Source organism: Chelatococcus sp. XZ-Ab1, from assembly GCF_029309855.1.
GTDB lineage: Bacteria > Pseudomonadota > Alphaproteobacteria > Rhizobiales > Beijerinckiaceae > Chelatococcus_A > Chelatococcus_A sambhunathii.
On record NZ_JARKII010000007.1, the window covers coordinates 259,825 to 279,209 of the forward strand.

General features: G+C 68.9%; 21 protein-coding genes. 13 read left to right on the forward strand and 8 right to left on the reverse strand.

The window, feature by feature from the left end; translation table 11 throughout:
• Position 1: 1 nt before the first annotated feature.
• Positions 2 to 556 carry a hypoxanthine phosphoribosyltransferase gene (gene hpt, locus P2T65_RS12695; RefSeq protein WP_055459708.1) on the reverse strand — a complete coding sequence of 185 codons (555 nt, stop codon included), beginning with the start codon at positions 554 to 556 and terminating at the stop codon, positions 2 to 4.
• Between the two features lie 337 nt (positions 557 to 893).
• On the opposite strand from hpt, the gene P2T65_RS12700 reads away from it, so the two are divergent.
• The 5 genes from P2T65_RS12700 (at position 894) to P2T65_RS12720 (ending at position 4,648) form a co-directional block, all read left to right on the forward strand.
• Positions 894 to 1,517, forward strand: a complete 624-nt coding sequence (locus P2T65_RS12700) for an ATP-binding cassette domain-containing protein (protein WP_276199922.1) — start codon at positions 894 to 896, stop codon at positions 1,515 to 1,517.
• Positions 1,518 to 1,521: 4 nt separating this feature from the next.
• Positions 1,522 to 2,493, forward strand: a complete 972-nt coding sequence (locus P2T65_RS12705) for an ABC transporter permease (RefSeq protein WP_276199904.1) — start codon at positions 1,522 to 1,524, stop codon at positions 2,491 to 2,493.
• A 77-nt stretch (positions 2,494 to 2,570) separates the two neighbouring features.
• Positions 2,571 to 3,323 carry a YdcF family protein gene (locus P2T65_RS12710; RefSeq protein ID WP_082464826.1) on the forward strand — a complete coding sequence of 251 codons (753 nt, stop codon included), beginning with the start codon at positions 2,571 to 2,573 and terminating at the stop codon, positions 3,321 to 3,323.
• A gap of 47 nt (positions 3,324 to 3,370) precedes the next feature.
• Positions 3,371 to 4,135, forward strand: coding sequence for a lysophospholipid acyltransferase family protein (locus P2T65_RS12715; protein WP_055459705.1), 765 nt, complete (start codon positions 3,371 to 3,373; stop codon positions 4,133 to 4,135).
• An 81-nt stretch (positions 4,136 to 4,216) separates the two neighbouring features.
• Positions 4,217 to 4,648, forward strand: a complete 432-nt coding sequence (locus P2T65_RS12720; RefSeq protein ID WP_141659683.1) for a hypothetical protein — start codon at positions 4,217 to 4,219, stop codon at positions 4,646 to 4,648.
• Between the two features lie 21 nt (positions 4,649 to 4,669).
• On the opposite strand, the gene P2T65_RS12725 is transcribed toward P2T65_RS12720, so the two are convergent.
• Positions 4,670 to 5,197 (reverse strand): gamma-glutamylcyclotransferase, encoded by a 528-nt coding sequence (locus P2T65_RS12725; RefSeq protein WP_063188278.1) that lies wholly within the window; start codon positions 5,195 to 5,197, stop codon positions 4,670 to 4,672.
• 135 nt (positions 5,198 to 5,332) lie between these two features.
• Here P2T65_RS12725 and P2T65_RS12730 point away from each other — a divergent pair, with 135 nt between their 5' ends.
• Complete coding sequence (locus tag P2T65_RS12730) at positions 5,333 to 6,409, forward strand: DUF2125 domain-containing protein (RefSeq protein ID WP_055459702.1); 1,077 nt, start codon at positions 5,333 to 5,335, stop codon at positions 6,407 to 6,409.
• 12 nt (positions 6,410 to 6,421) lie between these two features.
• Here P2T65_RS12730 and P2T65_RS12735 read toward each other — a convergent pair whose 3' ends face one another.
• From P2T65_RS12735 to P2T65_RS12745, 3 genes are read right to left on the reverse strand one after another with little or no spacing between them, the layout of a single operon-like run.
• Entirely contained in the window at positions 6,422 to 7,381 is a 960-nt protein-coding gene (locus P2T65_RS12735) for a prephenate/arogenate dehydrogenase family protein (RefSeq protein WP_055459701.1), read from the reverse strand.
• A complete protein-coding gene (gene hisC / locus P2T65_RS12740; RefSeq protein WP_055459700.1) occupies positions 7,374 to 8,486 on the reverse strand; it encodes a histidinol-phosphate transaminase in 1,113 nt (370 codons plus the stop codon). Before hisC ends, P2T65_RS12735 begins: the two co-directional genes overlap by 8 nt.
• 14 nt (positions 8,487 to 8,500) lie before the next feature.
• Positions 8,501 to 9,379, reverse strand: coding sequence for a chorismate mutase (locus tag P2T65_RS12745; RefSeq protein WP_063188282.1), 879 nt, complete (start codon positions 9,377 to 9,379; stop codon positions 8,501 to 8,503).
• 252 nt (positions 9,380 to 9,631) lie between these two features.
• On the opposite strand from P2T65_RS12745, the gene P2T65_RS12750 reads away from it, so the two are divergent.
• Together P2T65_RS12750 and metW are read left to right on the forward strand one after the other, a co-directional pair.
• The gene (locus P2T65_RS12750) at positions 9,632 to 10,801 is read left to right on the forward strand and encodes a homoserine O-acetyltransferase (RefSeq protein WP_055459698.1); all 1,170 of its coding nucleotides are present in this window, start codon (positions 9,632 to 9,634) and stop codon (positions 10,799 to 10,801) included.
• A gap of 2 nt (positions 10,802 to 10,803) precedes the next feature.
• Positions 10,804 to 11,439, forward strand: a complete 636-nt coding sequence (gene metW, locus P2T65_RS12755) for a methionine biosynthesis protein MetW (protein WP_055459697.1) — start codon at positions 10,804 to 10,806, stop codon at positions 11,437 to 11,439.
• Positions 11,440 to 11,521: 82 nt separating this feature from the next.
• On the opposite strand, the gene P2T65_RS12760 is transcribed toward metW, so the two are convergent.
• The gene (locus P2T65_RS12760; RefSeq protein WP_276199905.1) at positions 11,522 to 12,403 is read right to left on the reverse strand and encodes a CoA ester lyase; all 882 of its coding nucleotides are present in this window, start codon (positions 12,401 to 12,403) and stop codon (positions 11,522 to 11,524) included.
• A gap of 110 nt (positions 12,404 to 12,513) precedes the next feature.
• Here P2T65_RS12760 and P2T65_RS12765 point away from each other — a divergent pair, with 110 nt between their 5' ends.
• From P2T65_RS12765 to P2T65_RS12775, 3 genes are all read left to right on the forward strand, one after another.
• On the forward strand, positions 12,514 to 13,236 hold the full coding sequence (locus P2T65_RS12765; RefSeq protein ID WP_071923212.1) for a DUF429 domain-containing protein: 723 nt from the start codon (positions 12,514 to 12,516) through the stop codon (positions 13,234 to 13,236).
• Positions 13,237 to 13,306: 70 nt separating this feature from the next.
• Positions 13,307 to 14,272 carry a threonine/serine dehydratase gene (locus tag P2T65_RS12770; protein WP_055459901.1) on the forward strand — a complete coding sequence of 322 codons (966 nt, stop codon included), beginning with the start codon at positions 13,307 to 13,309 and terminating at the stop codon, positions 14,270 to 14,272.
• Between the two features lie 21 nt (positions 14,273 to 14,293).
• Positions 14,294 to 14,980, forward strand: a complete 687-nt coding sequence (locus P2T65_RS12775) for a carbonic anhydrase (RefSeq protein ID WP_055459694.1) — start codon at positions 14,294 to 14,296, stop codon at positions 14,978 to 14,980.
• Positions 14,981 to 15,139: 159 nt separating this feature from the next.
• On the opposite strand, the gene P2T65_RS12780 is transcribed toward P2T65_RS12775, so the two are convergent.
• A complete protein-coding gene (locus P2T65_RS12780; RefSeq protein ID WP_055459693.1) occupies positions 15,140 to 16,174 on the reverse strand; it encodes an aspartate-semialdehyde dehydrogenase in 1,035 nt (344 codons plus the stop codon).
• A gap of 440 nt (positions 16,175 to 16,614) precedes the next feature.
• On the opposite strand from P2T65_RS12780, the gene P2T65_RS12785 reads away from it, so the two are divergent.
• Both P2T65_RS12785 and P2T65_RS12790 read left to right on the forward strand, forming a co-directional pair.
• Positions 16,615 to 17,586: a hypothetical protein gene (locus P2T65_RS12785; protein ID WP_276199906.1), complete on the forward strand. Its 972-nt coding sequence runs from the start codon at positions 16,615 to 16,617 to the stop codon at positions 17,584 to 17,586.
• A gap of 127 nt (positions 17,587 to 17,713) precedes the next feature.
• Positions 17,714 to 18,013 (forward strand): hypothetical protein, encoded by a 300-nt coding sequence (locus tag P2T65_RS12790; protein ID WP_276199907.1) that lies wholly within the window; start codon positions 17,714 to 17,716, stop codon positions 18,011 to 18,013.
• 183 nt (positions 18,014 to 18,196) lie between these two features.
• Here the strand turns inward: P2T65_RS12790 and leuB are convergent, their stop codons facing one another.
• Positions 18,197 to 19,309 (reverse strand): 3-isopropylmalate dehydrogenase, encoded by a 1,113-nt coding sequence (leuB, locus tag P2T65_RS12795; RefSeq protein WP_063188289.1) that lies wholly within the window; start codon positions 19,307 to 19,309, stop codon positions 18,197 to 18,199.
• Between the last annotated feature and the right edge of the window lie 76 nt (positions 19,310 to 19,385).

Below are 19,385 nucleotides of genomic sequence, written 5' to 3' on the forward strand. Positions count from 1 at the left end.
GTCACTGCTCCTTGCGGTCCTTGTCTTCTGTCTCCACGACGCCGACGAACGGCAGTTGCCGGTAGCGGTGGGCGACGTCCATGCCGTAGCCGACCACGAACAGGTCCGGGCATTCGAAGCCGATGTAGTCGGCATCGATCTGAACCGCGCGCTTGCCCGGCTTCTCGAGCAGGACGGCGGATTTCACGGTGCGCGCGCCGCGCGCCATCAGAAGGTCTTTTGCGAAGGCGAGGGTGCGGCCCGATTCGAGGATGTCGTCGACGAGCAGCACGTCGCGGTCGCGTACGTCGCTCTCGACATCCTTCAGGATTTCGACCTGCCCGGAGGAAACGGTTGCCTCGCGATAGCTCGACATGTGCACGAACTCGACCTGCGGCTCGAGCCCGGCCCTGTGCAGCGCGCGAATGAGATCGGCCGCGAACATGAAACTGCCCTTGAGCACGGCGACGACGAGCAGGTCGTGCGGCTTGGAGGCCGCTACGGCCCTGGCGATGTCCTCGTTGCGGGCGGCGATCTTGCTCTCGTCGAACAGAACCCGGATGCTCTTGGTCTGCATGGTCTGGCCTTTATCGTTGCCCACGGCGAAGCGCACGCTGCCGCTTAGCCGCCACCGGCGATGGGTGCAAGTAGGACGGGCGGGCAGGGTCCGGGCGCGGATCCATCCGCTGCCGGGGCGCCCGCGCCTCCGCGCGTATGACCCTATAGGCGTTGGCGCGGGAAGGACAGACAATGGGCATGGCGAATCAGGCTGGCTTGCGCGGCCTGCCCCGGGTAGGACAGGCATCCGCGTAACACCAATTGGTCGGCCCTCATGGTTAACGAACCGTGAACGCGCCGCGGCCGCGAGGAGGTGACTGGTGGTTCGTTTCGACAATGTCGGACTGCGCTACGGCATGGGGCCGGAGGTGCTGAGAGACCTGACGTTCTCGATCGAGCCGCGCTCGTTCCAGTTCCTGACCGGCCCGTCGGGCGCGGGCAAGACGACGCTGCTGCGCCTCATTCTTCTCGCGCTCAAGCCCACGCGGGGCCTCATCACGCTGTTCGGCGAGGATGTATCCCAGATCGGCGGGGACGCGTTGACAGCCCTGCGCCGGCGCATGGGCGTCGTCTTCCAGGACTTCCGGCTGCTCGACCATCTCACCACATACGAGAACGTCGCTCTGCCGCTGCGCGTGCAGGGGCGGGAGGAAGCGGGCTACCGTGCCGAGGTGGTGGAACTGCTGCGCTGGGTTGGCCTCGGCGAACGCATGCACGTGCTGCCGCCTGTGCTCTCGGGCGGCGAAAAGCAGCGCGCGGCCATTGCCCGCGCCCTCATCGCCCGGCCGGAGCTACTCCTTGCCGACGAGCCGACCGGCAATGTTGACCCCAGCCTCGCCAGACGCCTGCTGCGCCTCTTCGTGGAGCTCAACCGGCTCGGCACGTCGGTGATCATCGCCACGCACGATCTTGTGCTCATGGATCAGGTGGACGCTCGGCGCCTGGTGCTTGGCGAAGGCCGCCTGCATATCTACGAGTGATCGCATGATGCGCCGCGCCGAACAGACCACCGTCCAACCGGTCGCAGAGCCCGACCTCGGGCCGCTGCCAGAGACGCTGCGGCGCAACCAGCCGCTCGTCCCGGCCGATTCGGTCGCCGGCCGGGCGCTCGTCACCGTCATCGCCATCCTGACCTTCCTCGCCGCGCTCGCGGCCGGTGCCGCCGAGCTCGTCGCCGGCGTCTCGGCCGAATGGCGCTCCTCGATCTCGCGCGAGGTCACCATCCAGGTGAAGCCCAACACCCAGCGTGACATCGAGGCCGATGTCGCCACTGCCACCGCGGTGGCGGGTGCCGACCCGCAGGTCGATTCCGTCTCCGTCTATTCGAAGGAGGAGGCGGAGCGGCTGCTGGCGCCCTGGCTCGGCACGGGGCTCGACCTCGTCGAACTGCCGGTGCCGCGGCTTGTCGTCGTCCGCCTCAAGGGCGGCATCACGCCGGACCTTGCCGGCATGAAGCAGCAACTGGCCGAGCAGGTGCCGACCGCGAGCCTCGACGATCACCGCCTGTGGATCGCGCGCCTGTCGACCATGGCGGGCACCCTCGTCGTCATCGCGCTCGCCATCGTCGGCCTGGTGCTCACGGCGGCGGCGCTGGCCATCGCCTTCGCGACGCGCGGGGCCGTGGCGAGCAGCCGCGAGATCCTGGAGGTGCTGCATTTCGTGGGCGCGGATGACCGCTTCATCGCCCGCGAGTTCCAGCTGAGGTTCCTCGGCCTCGGCCTCAAGGGCGGGGCCATCGGCTGCCTGGCGGCCATCCTGCTCATCGCGGCGCTCGGCTTCCTCGCCGGCTACTGGCGCGCGAGTCCGGGCGGCGATCAGATCGAGGCGCTGTTCGGGGCTTTCGACATCGGCTGGCGCGGCTATGGCGCCGTCGTCGTGGTGGCGGCGATCGTCGCCGCCGTGACGGCGCTCGTCTCGCGCGTCACGGTGCGCCGTCACCTGAGTGGGCTGGGCTGACAACGCGTGGCTGTGCGCGCTTTCTGCCTAGTGCCCGCCGCATTCGTCGTTATGCTTCGCGGCGAAAGGTTGAAAGCATGAGCGTCGTGGGCAACGAGCCGGTCGCGGTCGATCCTGCCGAAGGCGAGCCGTCCGCCGTGGCGACGGCAGTGCCCCCGCGGCGCGGCAGGGGATGGCTGGTACTGCGCCGTGGCGTGGCTGCGGCCGGCCTTCTCGCCTGCCTTGCCTTCGCCGTCGGCTTCTTCGTGTTCACCGACATGGTCGGGCGCGCGGAGCGGCGGGTGAACGCGAGCGCCGATGCCGTGGTGGCCCTGACCGGCGGCGCCCAGCGCATCGCCGATGCTGCCGACCTGCTGAAGCAAGGCTATGCCCGCCGTCTCCTGATCAGCGGCGTCAACAAGCACACGACGCCGGCCCAACTCGCCGATCTCAACCCGGAACTCGGCGATCTCGTCGACTGCTGCGTCGATCTCGACTACCGGGCGCGCAATACGATCGGCAACGCCATCGAGACGCGGCGCTGGGTGCAACAGCACGCCTTCCGCTCGCTGATCGTGGTGACGTCGAACTACCACATGCCGCGCTCGCTGGTGGAGCTCGGCAATGTCCTGCCCGAGACCGAACTCGTGCCGCATGCCGTCTCGGCCGACCGCATCGACACAGAGCGGTGGTGGCGCGACCCCGTGGCCGCGAAGCTGCTCTTCATGGAATATCTGAAGTATCTCGTCGCGGTGGCGCGCACCTATGTGGAGCGCGATCCGGAAGATTCGCGCGTCGCGGTCTTCGTCGGCGGCCGCAAACCGGTTGCGACCGTTCCCGTGCTGCGCTAGGCGGTCAGCGGCGCGCCGGCCCGCGCGCGCAGATGCCGCCGGATGCCATGCTCGCTCTCCGTTCCCTCGCCTTCAACATCGCCTTCTACGCCAACCTCGCCGTGTGGCTCGTCATCTGCCTGCCGACGATGCTCCTGCCGCGGCGCGCCCTGATGGCGGTGGCGCGCGGCTGGGCCCGGAGCTCCCTGTGGCTCCTGCGCGTCATTGCCGGCACGCGTCTCGAGGTGCGCGGCCTCGCCAACATCCCGCAGGGGGGCTGCCTCGTCGCCTGCAAGCACCAGTCGATGTGGGAGACCTTCGCGCTCGTTCCCTTCTTCTCGGATCCCACCTTTATCCTGAAGCGGGAGCTCATGTTCATCCCCTTCTTCGGCTGGTACCTGTGGAAGGCCGACATGGTGCCCGTGAACCGGCGCGGCGGCGCGCGGGCGATGGTGCGCATGACCGAGAAGGCGGCCGAGGAGGCGCGCGACGGCCGCCAGATCATCATCTTTCCCGAGGGCACGCGCCGGCCGCCGGGCGCCGAGCCCGCCTACAAATACGGCATCGCCCATCTCTACGGCCGGCTCGGCGTGCCGTGCCTGCCGGTCGCCCTCAACTCCGGCCTCTACTGGCCGCGCCGGCGCTTCATCCGCCGGCCCGGCACCATCGTGGTCGAGTTCCTGCCGCCGATCCCGGCCGGCCTGCCGCGCGACAGCCTCGTGCCGGCGCTGGTCGAAGCGATCGAGCCCGTCGCCCGCCGCCTCCATGCCGAAGGCCTTGCGGAGATCGGCGGGACCATCCAGCCGGCACCGGAGCGGGCGGAGGCCCCGTGATCAGCTGAAGCCTCGGCGCTTGACAACATGGTTAATTTGTTCTCTCTTTGTCCGGAACAAATAGGGAACATGGAGCCGGATATGAGCGCAGTCGTCCAATTTCCCATGCACATGGCGCGCCGTCCCGTCGCGCGCCCGTTGGCCCGCCCGCTCGTTGCGGGGCGCCGGGCCGTGCAGGACGAGGCCCTCCACGTCGCCTCGGGCGGCGATCTCCTGCCGCTGCGTGCCTGGCGCGGGCGCTCGGGGCGCCGCTATGTCGTGTCGGTTTATCCGATGACGGCCATGTGGCAGGAGGCGCATCTCGACGCCGTGCTCATCGCCGTCGCCCGTGACGGTGAGGCGCGCCGCATCGTCGGGGTGCGCGATTCCTCCCCGCTCTCGCCCGAGGGCTTCGACGGCGCCTGGTTCGGGCAGATGCGCGCCTGCGGCGCGGTGGAGCTCCACGTCCACCTCCTCGCCACCAGCGCCGGGGAACGCGCGGCCGTCGCGCGGGACCTGCGCCCCTTCCAGTGATCCGGCGTTGCGGGGCTGGCGTCAGCGCAGCTGCGCGGCCAGCCAGGCGAGCGTTGCGTCATGCACGTCGAGCGCCATGAGGTGCTCGTAAGTGTTCAGCACATATTCGGGATTGGGGCCAGACTGGCCCACGCCCTGTCGCACGATGGCGAGCAGCGCCTCGCGCGGCAGCTCCCCGGCATATTGGCGGTGCCGACGGTCCGCCACATAGGTGAGGGCGGTCACGTGCCTGCCGTCGTCGAGGCGCACCGGCAGGTAGCGCTCCAGATAGACGGCCGTCGCCTGTTCCCGTGCCCTCAGATAGGCGATCGTTTCGGCGACCTCCGGCCGCGGCACGCGGAAGGCTACCCCCTTGCAGGCGCCGCCGCGATCGAGTCCGAGGACGAGGCCCGGCCGCTCCGGGGTGCCGCGATGGACGTGCGAATAGATGCACAGCGAGCGCCGGTAGCCGGCGAGCCGGGCGGGAAAGCGGTCGATGAAGGGAAAGCCGGGCCGCCACATCAGCGAGCCATAGCCGAAGACCCACAGATCGCCCGATTCGTGGCCCATGCCCTTCCGTCTCGTCGATGAACCGTCTCGTCGATGACAGGCCGTTTCCGCCGACGCCGAGAGCTTGCCCGCGCCGCCGCTTGGCCGCAAGCCGGGTAACAGCTAGGAAGGGGCGGTGCAACAAGGGAGAGGGTGTTGAACCAAAGCGAACAGGTCGACAGCAGCCTGGCCGGCGTGCGCCGCAGCCGCTGGGGGCTCTATCTTCCGGTCGTGCTGCTGGCGCTGCTCGTCGCCGGCTGGTCCGTCTTCTGGTTCAGCGCGCGCGCCCGGGCCCTCGAGACGGTCGAATTGTGGCTGGCACGCGAGGCGGCCGAGGGGCGCCGCTGGTCCTGCCCGCAGCGCTCGGTTGGAGGCTTTCCCTTCCGCTTCGAGCTGCGTTGCGAGAACGCCACCTTCACGGGCGAGACCAACATCGGCCCTGCCACGGGCGAGCTGAAGCGCTTCCTCGCGGTCTCGCAGGTCTATCGCCCGCAGCACGTTATCCTGGAGGTCGAGGGGCCGCTCGTGGCGCGCAGCACGGTCAACGATGCCGGCCTGACGCTGGACTGGCGGCGCTTCGATGCGAGCGTTGTCATCGCCGACGATCTACCCGAGCGGATCGCCGTGAGCATCGCGGAGCCGACGCTTACGGTGAGCGCGCCTGATTCGACTGGGGGCCGTTTCCAGGCGGAGGCCATGGAATTCCATGCCCGGCGTGCGCCCGAGCGCCCCGGTGCCTATGACCTCGCGCTTGATCTGCGCAAGGCAAGTGTGCCCGAGCTAGACGCCCTTCTCGCGACCTCGGACGCCGCGGACATGACATTGCGCGCAACGGTGACCGATGCCGAGATATTGGCCCGTGGCGCCACCCCCACCCGCCTGGAGGCCTGGCGGGAACGCGATGGGGCGGTGGAGCTGACCCGCCTTGCCCTCGTCAAGGGCCCGCAGTCGCTGGAGGCAAGCGGAAGGCTCGGGATCGATGTGCTGCATCGGCCGGAGGGCACCATCGATGCGTCGGTGGCAGGCCTCGAGGGGTTGCTCTCGCGCTTCGGCATCGGCGGCAACGGACTCGGCGGCCTCATCGCCGGAGGTCTCTCCGTGCTCGGCGGCGGCAGGGCCGATGCCCAGGCTCCGGGTGCGCCGGGGATGACCAGGCTGCCGCCCATCCGCTTCGCGGACGGGCGGATCCTCCTCGGTCCTTTCCAGGTGGGCACGGTCGCGCCGCTGCGCTGAGCGGCGGGCCGGTCACTGCCCGTCGCCGTCTCCGCCCCGCCGGCGGCCGAAGTCCGGTTCGGCCGTCTCCTGGCCGACGGCGATGATGTTGCGGCGGATGGCGCGCGTGCGCGTGAAGAGGTCGAACAGCGCCTGCCCGTCGCCCCAGCGGATGGCCCTCTGCAGCGCCGCGAGATCCTCGTTGAAGCGGCCGAGCATCTCCAGCACCGCCTCCTTGTTGTTGAGGAAGACGTCGCGCCACATGGTCGGGTCGGACGCGGCGATGCGCGTGAAATCGCGAAAACCGCCGGCCGAGAATTTGATCACCTCCGACTGGGTGACTTCTTCGAGGTCCGCCGCCGTCCCGACGATGTTGTAGGCGATGAGGTGCGGCACATGGCTGGTGATGGCGAGCACCAGGTCGTGGTGCTGCGCCGTCATCACCTCGACATTTGAGCCGAGCGCGCGCCAGAAGCTGCGCACGGCGTTGACCGCAGCGGGATCGGCGTCCTCCGGCGGGGTCAGGATCGACCAACGATCGATGAAGAGCGTCGCAAAGCCTGCATCGGGGCCGGAATGCTCGGTGCCGGCGACGGGATGGGCGGGAACGAGATGAACGCCTGCCGGTATGTGCGGCGCAAGTTGGGCAAAGGCCGCGCCCTTGACCGAGCCGACGTCGGAGACGATGGCACCGGACTCGAGCTGCGGCGCGATGGCCTCGGCGACGGCGCCATAGGCGCCGACCGGCACGCACAGGATGACCAAATCGGCTCCGGAGACCGCCGCGGCGGCATCGGTGGTCGCGATATCGGCGAGGCCAAGCTCCCGCACACGCGCCGTCACCTCGGGCGAGGCATCGGCGGCGACGAGCGTGCCGGCGAGCTTCAGGTGGCGCGCCGCCCGCGCGATCGAGGAGCCGATGAGGCCGAGGCCGATGAGAGTGATCCGCTCGAAGAGCGGCGTGTCACGCGGCGGGCCGAGACGGTCAGGCATCGCCCCCTCGCAGGAAATCGGCGAGCGCCGCGACGACGAGGCGGTTGGCCTCGGCCGTGCCGATCGTCAGGCGCAGCGCGTTCGGCAAGCCATAGGCGCCGACCCCTCGCAGGATCAGCCCGCGGGCCGAGAGGAAGGCATCTGCCGCCCTGGCGCCGCGCTTCGCCTCGTCCGGGAAGTGGATGAGCAGGAAGTTGCCGACGCTCGGGGTGACGGAAAGGCCGAGCTTCTCGATCTCCCGCGTCAGCCAGGGCAGCCATTCCTCGTTGTGCGCCACGGAGGCCGCGATATGCGCGTCGTCGGCAAGCGCGGCGATGCCGGCCTCCAGCGCCGGGGCGCCGATGTTGAAGGGGCCGCGGATGCGGTTCAGCGCGTCGGCGACATGCGCCGGCATGTAACCCCAGCCGAGGCGAAGGCCTGCAAGCCCGTAGATCTTCGAGAAGGTGCGCGTCATGACGACGTTATCGCTCGTCGCCACCAGCTCGAGCCCGGAGGCATAGTCGTTGCGCCGCACATATTCGGCGTAAGCCGCGTCGAGCACCAGGAGAACGTGCGGCGGCAGGCCGGCGTGCAGGCGCTTGACCTCGTCGAAGGGGATGTAGGTGCCTGTCGGGTTGTTGGGATTGGCGAGGAAGACGATCTTCGTCCGCTCGGTGACCCGCGCGAGCAGGGCATCGACATCGGTCGTCAGGTTCTTCTCCGGCGCCACCACCGGCGTGCCGCCGGCCGCCAGGATGGCGATACGGTAGACGAGGAAGCCGTGCTCGCTGAACAGGCCCTCGTCGCCCGGGCCGATATAGGCGTGGGTCAGGAGGTTGAGCAGCTCGTCCGAGCCGGCGCCGCAGACGATGCGGCCGGCGTCGAGACCGTATTTGGCGGCGATCGCATGGCGCAGGCGCGTCGCCGATCCGTCCGGATAATAAGCAATGTGATCGGCAGCGGCGCGGACGGCGGCGATCGCATGCGGGCTTGGGCCGAGCGGCGTCTCGTTGGAGGAGAGCTTATAGACCTTCTCGACGCCGGCCGCGGCGCTCTTGCCGGGGACATAGGCGTCGATGCTGAGCACGCCGGGACGAGGCTCGGGACGGGCCGTGACGATGGCCATTGCAATGGGCTCCGCTATCGGACGGGGGAAGAAGAGGCGCCGCCGCCCTGTGAGGGCGCCTCGGGAACGACGAACCGGGCCGCATGGCTGCCGATCTCGGCAAGATGCGCGCGCCCGGCACCGGCGCCGGTCAGCGCCTCTTCGAGGGCGGCAAGCGTCACCGTGCCGGGCATGGAGAGGAGAAGCGAGAGGCCGCCGGCAATGCCGGCCGAGCCGAGCACCTCGGCACCGAGGGCGGAAATGGCGGCAGGGACGGTGTCACGCCATCGCTCCACCCGCGCCGAGACGAGCACGATCTCGCGCACGGCAGCATCGGCCACTGGCTTCGACACGACGAAGACCGGGGTCGCCGCCGGATGATCGGGCCGCTCGATGAACGGCAGGCGCGCAATCACCTTGGGCGCGCCCGCGCCTGTGAGCCGCGCCCACCAGGCGCCCGAGGCGGTACCCTGGTCCGGACGGAAGATGCCGAGATCGCCCTTCGAGGCGGCGACGGCGGCGATCACCTCGGCAGCGCTCGCGTGGGGCACGTAGGGCACGGTGAAGCCGAAGTGGAAGCGCGCGGAATCGCGCATCGGCGCGTCGCCGCCGGAGATGTCGGCATGCACGCGATAGGGCGCCTGCACATAGGTGAAAGTGGCGATGATGACGCGCAGGATGCTCTCGGCCGTGTCGAGCGGCAGGATGCCTCGGTGGCGCGCGGCCAGGCGGCGCATCATGTCCGCCTCGCGCCCGGGGCGGAAGGCGGAGCCCGATTCCTGCGTCTTCTTGACCGCGATCAGCCGGTCGATGATTTCGCCGCGCTCCATCAGCAGACGGTGCATCGCCTCGTCGATGCGGTCGATGTCCTGCCTGAGGGCGGCGAGGTCGACGTTTGGCAGGGTCCGCGACATGTTCCGATCCGCATGAGCTGCCGTCCCGCACGCCATCGCGGGCCAGCAAAGCCGGTCTTGTAGAACGCGGCGCGGCGGAACGCAAAGAGATCGGTGTCGGTACACCATTGCCTTCGACGTATGGCGGCCGCGCATCCGTCTTGCTGCCTTTGCCGTTGACGAGCGGCCCTTTCGTTCACTAGGAAAACGGTTCGGTAAAACGAACGGAGCGCCGCGCGGGTCGGACCGCTCCGGAACGTGTCGGGTGAGGCGATGGTCCAAGGTGCAGTCGCACGCCAGCTGGGGGCTTCGCAGGTGGACGATCCGGCGAGTCCGGTCGCACGCTTCGGGCCGGACAGGCCGCTCGTTATGGACTGCGGCGTCGCTCTGGCGCCCTGGCAGATCGCCTATCAGACCTATGGCGAACTCAATGCCGCGCGGTCCAATGCGGTACTCGTCTGCCATGCCCTGACGGGCGACCAGCACGTCGCCAACCCGCATCCCGTGACTGGCAAGCCGGGCTGGTGGGAAACCATGGTGGGTCCCGGCCGGCCCATCGACACCGACCGCTTCTTCGTCATCTGCGCCAATGTCGTTGGCGGCTGCATGGGCACCACGGGCCCGGCCTCCCTCAACCCGGCGACGGGCAAGCCGTGGGGCATCGACTTTCCCGTCGTCACCATCCGCGACATGGTCCGCGCACAGGCGATGCTCGTCGATCACCTCGGCATCGACACGTTGTTCTGTGTGGCGGGCGGCTCCATGGGCGGCATGCAGGTGCTGCAATGGGCGGCAAGCTATCCCGAGCGCGTCTTCTCGGCCATGCCGATCGCCGCCGCCGCCATCCATTCTGCCCAGAACATCGCCTTCCACGAGGTCGGCCGCCAGGCGGTGATGGCCGATCCCGACTGGCGCCACGGCCGCTATCTGGAGGAGGGTGTAAAACCCGCCAAGGGCCTCGCCGTGGCGCGCATGGGCGCGCACATCACCTATCTCTCCGAGAAGGCGCTGCATCGCAAGTTCGGCCGCCGCCTGCAGGACCGGGAGGCGCCGACCTTCTCCTTCGATGCCGATTTCCAGGTGGAGAGCTACCTGCGCTACCAGGGCGAGGCCTTCGTCGAGCGCTTTGACGCCAACAGCTATCTCTACGTGACGCGGGCGATGGACTATTTCGACCTCGCCGCCGACCATGGCGGCGTGCTGGCCAATGCTTTCCGCGGCACGAAGACACGCTTCTGCGTCGCCTCTTTCACTTCGGACTGGCTGTTCCCCACGTCCGGCTCGCGGGCCGTTGTCCATGCGCTCAACGCTGCGGGAGCCTCCGTCAGTTTCGTCGAGATCGAAAGTGACAAGGGGCACGATGCCTTCCTGCTCGACGAGCCTGAACTCTTCGCCACCACCGGCGGCTTCCTCGCCGCCGCGGCGCGGGCACGGGGGCTGTGATCATGGATGCGACGACAGCCTTTCCGGACCAATTGCCAGTTCGTTCCGACCACCGGCTCGTCGCCGACATGGTCGAGCCGGGGGCACGGGTGCTCGATGTCGGCTGTGGCGACGGGGCGCTGCTCGCGCTGCTCATGCGCGAACGCGGCGTCGACGGGCGCGGCATCGAGATTTCCCGTGAAGGAGTCAGCCAGAGCGTCGCGCGCGGCCTCTCCGTCATCCAGGGGGATGCCGACACGGACCTTGCCGACTATCCGGACGATTCCTTCGACTACGTGATCCTGTCCCAGACCATCCAGGCGACGCGCCAGCCGCGGCAGGTGCTGGAGCACATGCTGCGCATCGGCCGCCGGGCCATCGTCTCCTTTCCCAACTTCGGCCACTGGCGCATCCGCCTCGAGCTCGGCCTCAAGGGCCGCATGCCGGTGACGGAGAAGCTGCCCTATTCCTGGTATGACACGCCCAACATCCACTTCTGCACGATCCGTGACTTCGTGGCGCTGTGCGACGAGGTGGGTGCGCAGATGGAGCGGGCCGTGGCGCTCAACGCCAGCGGCGAGCCCGTGCGCGTCAGCGTGCCCTGGTGGGTGTGGAACCTCTTCGGCGAGAACGGCGTGTTCCTGTTGCGCCGGCGGTGACTGGCAGCGTCTCCATTCCTGTTGGGCCCCCACACACCCCGCAAGTGAGGCGGGGAGTGGCAGGCATTTGCCGCGGTAGGGCTCATTCCCGCGCTGCGATCGCTTCGGCGAGGCTCACCGTGCGCCGTGCCATCGCCGCATGCAGGCGTTCGACCATGCGCCCGTCAAGGTTGATGGCTCCCTTGCCGGCGTTCTCGGGCGCATCGAAGGCGGCGATGATGGCGCGGGCGTGCGCCACCTCGGCCTCCTCCGGCGCGAAGGCGGCATTGGCCGCCGCGATCTGGCCAGGATGGATCAGCGTCTTGCCGTCGAAGCCCATGTCGCGGCCCTCGGCGCATTCGGCCGCGAAGCCGTCCGCATCGGAGAGATTGTTGTAGACGCCGTCGAGGATCGAAAGCCCGTGTGCGCGCGCTGCGGCAAGGCTTGTGGCGAGCCAGGGCAGCATGGGCGCGCGGCCGGGCACGAGCCGCGCCCCCGTCTCCTTGGCGAGATCGTTGGTGCCCATGACGAAGCATTCGAGGCGCGTCGCCTGGTCGGCCGCTGCCGCGGCGATCTCGGCAATGTTCAGAATCGCGAGCGGCGTCTCCACCATCGCCCAGATGCGGATCTTGTGCGGGGCGCCCGCTGTCGCCAGCCGGCGGCCGACCGTGGCGAGCACCGCCGGGGTCGACACCTTGGGCAGGAGGATGGCATCGGGCACGCAGGCGATGGCAGCGGCCAGGTCCTCCTCGCCCCACGGCGTGTCGAGGCCGTTGACGCGCACGATCACCTCGCGCGGGCCGAAGCCGCCGGCCGTGACGGCTGCCGACACCTGGGCCCGCGCCGTCTCCTTCGCATCCGGCGCCACGGCATCCTCGAGGTCGAGGATGACGACGTCGGCCGGCAGGCTGCGCGCCTTCTCAAGGGCCCGGGCGTTCGAGCCGGGCATGTAGAGCGCGCTGCGGCGCGGGCGGATCTCGGTCATGGGCGGGAATGCTCCTTTTCGGCGCTGCAGCATAACGCCTCGACGCCGCCGCGCCACTCATGCAAAAGGTGAATGCTGCCTGTGGACAGGCGGGGTGCGGAGAACGCGGCATGTGGCTGGCGGGGGTCGACGGTTGTCCGGGCGGATGGGTTGCGGCGCTGGCGCCTGCCGCAAAGCCTTTCGTGCCTCGCCTCCTCGTCGTGCCACGGTTCGAGGATCTCTTCAGCCTCGTGGACGCGCCAGCTATCGTGGCCGTTGACATGCCCATCGGCCTGCCGGAGCGCGTCGGTCATGGCGGGCGAGGCCCGGAGGCGTTGGTGCGGCCACTGCTCGGTGGGCGCCAGTCGAGCGTGTTTTCCGTGCCGTCACGCGCAGCTGTCCACGCCGGTGACTATGCCGCCGCCTGCGCCACCGCACTCGCGACTTCCGATCCGCCGCGGCGGGTGTCGAAACAGTGTTTCCATCTCTTTCCGAAGATCCGAGAGCTCGACGCGCTGCTGCGCGGCCGGCCGGATCTCGCCGGCCGGGTGTTCGAGGCCCATCCCGAGGTCGCCTTCTGGCGCCTCAACGGCGAACGGGCGCTCGACCAGCCCAAGAAGGTCAAGGGCCGCCCCTGGCCGGCGGGCCTCGCCCTTCGTGAACGCCTCCTGCGCGCCGCCGGCTTCGGCGACGGCGCGTTCGGCCTGCGCCCGCGCGGTACGGGCCCGGACGACGTGCTCGACGCCCTCGCCAATCTCACCGTGGCCCTGCGGATTGCCTGTGGCGAAGCCCGCAGCTTCCCCGATCCGCCCGGCCGTGACGGCGCGAATTTACCAGTATCCATCTGGACATAAGACAAGCCACGGAGGGTTGGAGGCGTCGCTCCCAGCCGCTATGGTCCGCGCGACCACGGAGGAGAAATCCATGCACGGCACTCTGGCCGAAGGCCCGCTCCCGCGTGCTTCAATCGAGGCCGCCCATGAGAGGATCCGGCCCCACATCCGCCGTACGCCTGTCATCGACCTTGCCGCCGGCGATCTCGGGCTCGAAGGCCCGGTCAATATCAAGCTGGAACTCCTCCAGCACGCTGGCTCCTTCAAACCGCGCGGCGCCTTCAACACGCTCCTGTCGCTGCCCGTACCGGGGGCGGGCGTTGCCGCCGCCTCGGGCGGCAACCATGGCGCGGCGGTGGCTTATGCCGCGATGAAGCTCGGCTTGAAGGCACGTATCTTCGTGCCCGAGATTTCCAGCGCCCCGAAGATCGCCGCTATCCGAGCCTTCGGCGCCGACATCGTCATCGGCGGCGCCCGCTATGCCGACGCCCAGGACGCCTGCGACAGCTACGTGGCCGACAGCGGGGCGCTGCGCATTCACCCCTTCTCCGCCGTCGAGACGATTGCCGGTCAGGGCACGGTCGGGCGTGAGTGGGAAGAGCAGGTGCCGGATCTCGATACGGTGCTCGTCGCTGTCGGCGGTGGCGGGCTCATCGCCGGTATCGCCTCCTGGTGGTTCGGCGGCAAGGTCAAGGTCGTCGGGGTAGAGCCGGAGGGCTCATGTGCGTTGCACGCCGCGCTCGCCGCCGGGGCGCCCGTCGATGTGCCGGTCGAGTCGGTAGCGGCCGATTCGCTCGGCGCCCGCAACGTCGGGCCGCTCGTCCATGCCATCTCATCGCGTGCCGTCGAGCGCGTCGTGCTTGTGCCTGACGAAGCGATCATCGAGGCGCAGCGCCGCCTCTGGCGCGGCCTCAGAATCGCTGCCGAGCCGGGTGGGGCCACGGCGCTTGCCGCCGTCCTCGCCGGCGCCTATGTGCCGGCCCGTGGCGAGCGGCTCGGCATCCTCGCCTGCGGCAGCAACGTCGATCTCGCCACCCTTGCGGCACTCGCCGCCTGATATCCAAGGAGGACCCGGCACATGGCAAGCGCCCCCTTCCCGAAACGGCTGACGGACGGTTACACATCCTTCGTGCACGAACGCCTGCCGCGCGAGCGCGACCGCTTCGAGCATCTCGCCGAGAAGGGCCAGAGGCCGGAGATCATGATCATCGGCTGCTGCGACTCGCGCGTCTCTCCGGAGGTCATCTTCGACGCCGCGCCGGGCGAGATGTTCGTCGTGCGCAACGTTGCCAACCTCGTGCCGCCCTACGAGCCGGACAAGGTGTCTCACCACGGTACCAGCGCCGCGCTTGAATTCGCCGTCCAGGCGCTGAAGGTGAAGCACATCGTCGTGCTCGGCCACGCCCATTGCGGCGGCATCCGCGCTTTCGCAGGGGAATCCGAGCCGCTCTCGCCCGGCGATTTCATCGGCAAGTGGATGGACCTCATCGCCCCGGCAGCGGAGCGCCTCGGCCCGCGCCGCGGCGGGGAGGCCGAGACGGATTATCTGCGCAAGCTCGAATATGCCGCCATCGAGAACAGCCTCGCCAACCTCATGACCTTTCCCTGCGTGCGCATCCTGGTGGAGAAGGGTCGGCTGGCGCTGCATGGCGCGTTCTTCGGCGTCGCCACGGGCCATCTGCTCGTGCGTGATCCCGAGACAGGCGCCTTCGCACCGGTGATCGCGGACCTGCCGGGGCGGGTGTCGGCGATCGGCTGCACGTAAGAAAGACCGCCGTCATGCCCGCGCCTGTCGCGGGCATCCACGCCAGGACGGGTGCGCAAGGCTCAAAGACATGGATGGCCGGGACAAGCCCGGCCATGACGAAAAGATCAGTGGTCATTGAACAGGCAACGGCATGCGCGCCGTCGCGCGAGTGCCCGGTCAGGCCGCCTTCTTCTTGGCTGTGATCAGCTTGCGGTTGGCGAGGCACTCGGCGATTTGCACCGCGTTGAGGGCTGCACCCTTGCGCAGGTTGTCGGAGACGATCCACATGGCGAGGCCATTCTCCACAGTGCCGTCCTCGCGGATGCGGCTGATATAGGTGGCGTCCTCGCCCGCCGCCTCGTGCGGTGTGATGTAGCCGCCGGGCTCCCGCTTGTCGACGACGAGGCAGCCGGGGGCCGAGCGCAGGATGTCGCGCGCCTCGTCAGCCGTGATCGGCTTCTCGAACTCGATGTTCACGGCCTCCGAATGGCCGATGAACACCGGCACGCGCACGCAGGTGGCGGTAAGCTTGATCTTCGGGTCGAGGATCTTCTTCGTCTCGGCCGTCATCTTCCACTCTTCCTTCGTGAACCCGTCCTCCATGAACACGTCGATATGGGGGATGAGGTTGAAGGCGATGCGCTTGGTGAACTTGTTGTTCTTCACCTCGCCGGCCGAGAAGATGGCGCGCGTCTGGTCGAAGAGCTCGTCCATGCCCTCCTTGCCGGCGCCGGAGACCGACTGGTAGGTCGACACGACCACGCGCTTGATGCCGGCGGCATCGTGCAGCGGCTTCAGCGCCACGACGAGCTGCGCCGTCGAGCAGTTCGGATTGGCGATGATGTTGCGCTTGGTGAAGCCCGCGACGGCGTCGGCGTTCACCTCGGGCACGATCAGCGGCACGTCGGCGTCGTAGCGGAAGGCCGAGGAATTATCGATGACCACGACGCCCTGGGCGCCGATCTTCGGCGCCCATTCGCGCGCCACATCGCCGCCGGCCGACATCAGGCAGATGTCGACATCGGAGAAGTCGTAGGTCGCGAGGTCCTTCACCTTCAGCGTCTTGTCGCCGTAGGAGACCTCCTGCCCGATGCTGCGGCGCGAGGCGAGCGGCACGACCTCATCGGCCGGAAAGGCGCGCTCGGCCAGGATGTCGAGCATCTCCCGGCCCACATTGCCGGTGGCGCCGACGACAGCGACCTTGAAACCCATCACGTTGTCTCCTCGAATTTCTCGCTTCTCCCCCTTGGGCGTGGTGCGCCGTCTCGGGCGCCTCCTCTCGCCCCGTGGGGAGAGGACCGGGGGGACGAGCGGACTGTCAGCCGGCCGTTTTGGCCGTCAGCGTGGCTTTCGTTTTCGTCAGCGTGCTGAGCGCAAGCAGCGAAGCCATGGAAAGTCCGTCGGTTCCAGTCGCGGCCGAACGAGAGCGAGCCGCACCCGTCTCTGCACCACGGCGGGCGTGTCCTGTCAAGCGCGACGTGGATGCACGGCGCGGCCCGTTAACGTTACTGCAGGCGGCTACCCGTCAACGGGTCGTTGACTCTCCTTGGAGATCGCCGCGCGGCGGTAACTGATGGTCAGGCATATGCGGTGAGCCTTGTCCGCTACGACACCGGAAAACCTTCGGCAACAGAAGGGCAGGGAGCGTGTCCATGACGCGATATCACCAAGGCCGTGCGGCGGGGCCGTCCATGCCGCACCTGTCGCCAGGCGACAGGCTCTACGAGGAATTGGACCGGCCGGTGCGCCGGCGGCCGCGGCGCAGTGCCGCGGCGCGCCTGAAGCGCACGCTCCTGTCCGGGCTGTTCGTCGTCGCCCTTGCCGGCGGCGCCTATGTCCTTCAGGCCGCGAAGGGGCCTGACGGCGCCGGAGTCGGTGACGCACAGGCGGACGTCAGGCTCGCGGAGGATGCAGCGGTGCCGGCGACGCCCGGCCTCGACGCCGCCGTGGCGCGCCCCATCTGGATCCGCGCGAGCGCGCCCGTGCCCGTGTTCTCGCTCGCGGCCTCGGGCATCGGCCCCGGCTTCGGCGACAGGGAACGCAGCTACGAGGCCCAGCATCACGGCCTCGGCGGGCAGGAGGATATTATCGGCATCGGGCGTTTCGCGACGCCGGGCCCGCATCTGCGCCTGTCGGTCTATCGGCCGGGCGGGGAGGCGGGCACTCCGTCCAGTTTCTTCGTCGACATGGTGCGGGCCGCTTCGGAGGCGGGACTCGCCGTCTCCCGCACGTCGGTGCCGCGTGGTGTCACGACGAAGCTGGGCACCATGGAGGTTGCGGAAGCGCAGCTGGTCGGCCATGGCGTCGTGCGCAGTTGCTCCGCCTTTCGCCTGCTGCATGCTGCACCAGCCCTCCGCCTCAGCGGCTGGGTCTGCGGCGCCGATGACAGGCCGCGCGCCGACGCCGCCTTGCGCTGCGTCATCGACGGCCTCGAGCCGGCCGCCTCGCTTGATGACGGAGGCCTGAAGGCTCTGTTCCATGCGGCAAGGCCGGCCGCCACCTGCGGCGCTGCGCCGCGCGTGGCGGAGGAGGCGCTGGCGGCCGATGGTATCGCGGAACTGCTCGCGACCTCGGCCGACGTGCCCTTGCCGCCGGTCCGGCCGGCCTCCTTCGGGCGCACGTGAGCCGCCCGTCACCGCAAGTTGAGCGCCGGGACGGGCGTGTGATGGTCGGCGGCGGCGCCCTTCACGGGCCGTTATGCTATTCTGTGACTAATGGCCGCGCCGATATGGCAAGCGAAGGTTCAGCACCATGCGTCATCTCGCCATCATCCTGTCGGCCGCTGCCATGGCGGCCTCCTGTCTTGCCGTCGCCGGTGAGGCATACGCCCAGAGCCGCGTGCGCACCATCACGGTGACGCCGCGCAGCTATCTCGATCCCGGCAAGGTCGTGCCGGTCGGGTCCATGTCAAACTACGTGCTCTCGGGCCAAAGCCATGCCTCGCCCGTCTATGCCAACGTGCAGGAGAAATTCGGCTCCACCGTGCTGCCCCCGCGCATCGGCGGCGGTCGCAATCCCTTCGGCGCGATTGACTTCCAGGCGTCGCGCTGAGGGGGGCGTCATGCCCGCGCTTGTCGTGGGCATCCACGCCTTGAAAGCTCAAGCAAGATCGACGGCGTGGACGGCCGGGACAAGCCGGGCCATGGCGCACGCAAGTTCCTTGCCGCTAAGATAGAGACAACGAAAAAGCCCGGCCGGACGGCCGGGCTTCGTCGTTGCAGGCTGCGTCCGGCCTCAGCCGGCGAGCTTTTCCATTTCCCTAACGATAGCGTCGCCCACCTCGCCGGTGCCCGCGGCATTGACGCCAGGCCCGGCGATGTCCTTGGTGCGCAGGCCGCCGTCGAGGACGTTGGCGACGGCCTTCTCCAGCATGTCGGCTTCTTTCACGAGGCTGAAGGAATAACGCAGCGCCATGGCGAAGGAGCCGATCATGGCGATCGGGTTGGCAAGGCCCTTGCCGGCGATGTCGGGGGCCGAGCCGTGCACGGGCTCGTAGAGGGCCTTGCGCTTGCCGGTCGCGGGATCCTCGGCGCCGAGCGAGGCCGACGGCAGCATGCCGAGCGAGCCGGTCAGCATGGCCGCCACATCGGACAGGATGTCGCCGAACAGGTTGTCGGTGACGATGACGTCGTACTGCTTCGGGTTGCGCACCAGCTGCATGCCGCAGTTGTCGGCGAGCACGTGCTCCAGCTCCACGCCCGGATACTCGTTCTTGTGGACGCGGGTGACGACCTCGTTCCACAGCACGCCGGTGCGCATGACGTTGCGCTTCTCGGCCGAGGAGACCTTGTTGCGGCGCACCTTGGCGAGCTCGAAGGCGACGCGGGCGATGCGCTCGATCTCATGGGTCGTGTAGAGCTGCGTGTCGACGGCGCGCTTCTCGCCGCTCTCCAGCGTCACGATCTCCTTCGGCTCGCCGAAATAGACGCCGCCGGTGAGCTCGCGCACGATGACGATGTCGAGCCCCTCGACCAGCTCGCGCTTCAACGACGAGGCATCGGCCAGGGCCGGATAGCAGATGGCCGGGCGCAGGTTGGCGAACAGGCCGAGCTCCTTGCGCAGGCGCAGGAGGCCCGCCTCGGGGCGGTGCTCGTAGGCCACCTTGTCCCACTTCGGCCCGCCGACGGCGCCGAAGAGCACGGCGTCCGCCGCCTGCGCGCGGTCCATGGCGGCGTCGGTGATGGCGACGCCATGCGCATCATAGGCGCAGCCGCCGACGAGGTCCTTCTCCGTCTCGAAGCGGGCGATGCCGGTCTTCGTGAACCAGCCGACGAGTTTCTCGACCTCGGCCATGACCTCGGGGCCGATGCCGTCGCCGGGGAGGAGAAGGAGATTGTAGGACGCCATGATGCCCTCGTGTTGCGCGGAATGAGATGGGTCGCGCAGCCTTTTGCTGCGCGGGTGCGGGTTTGGCAAGGCGTTC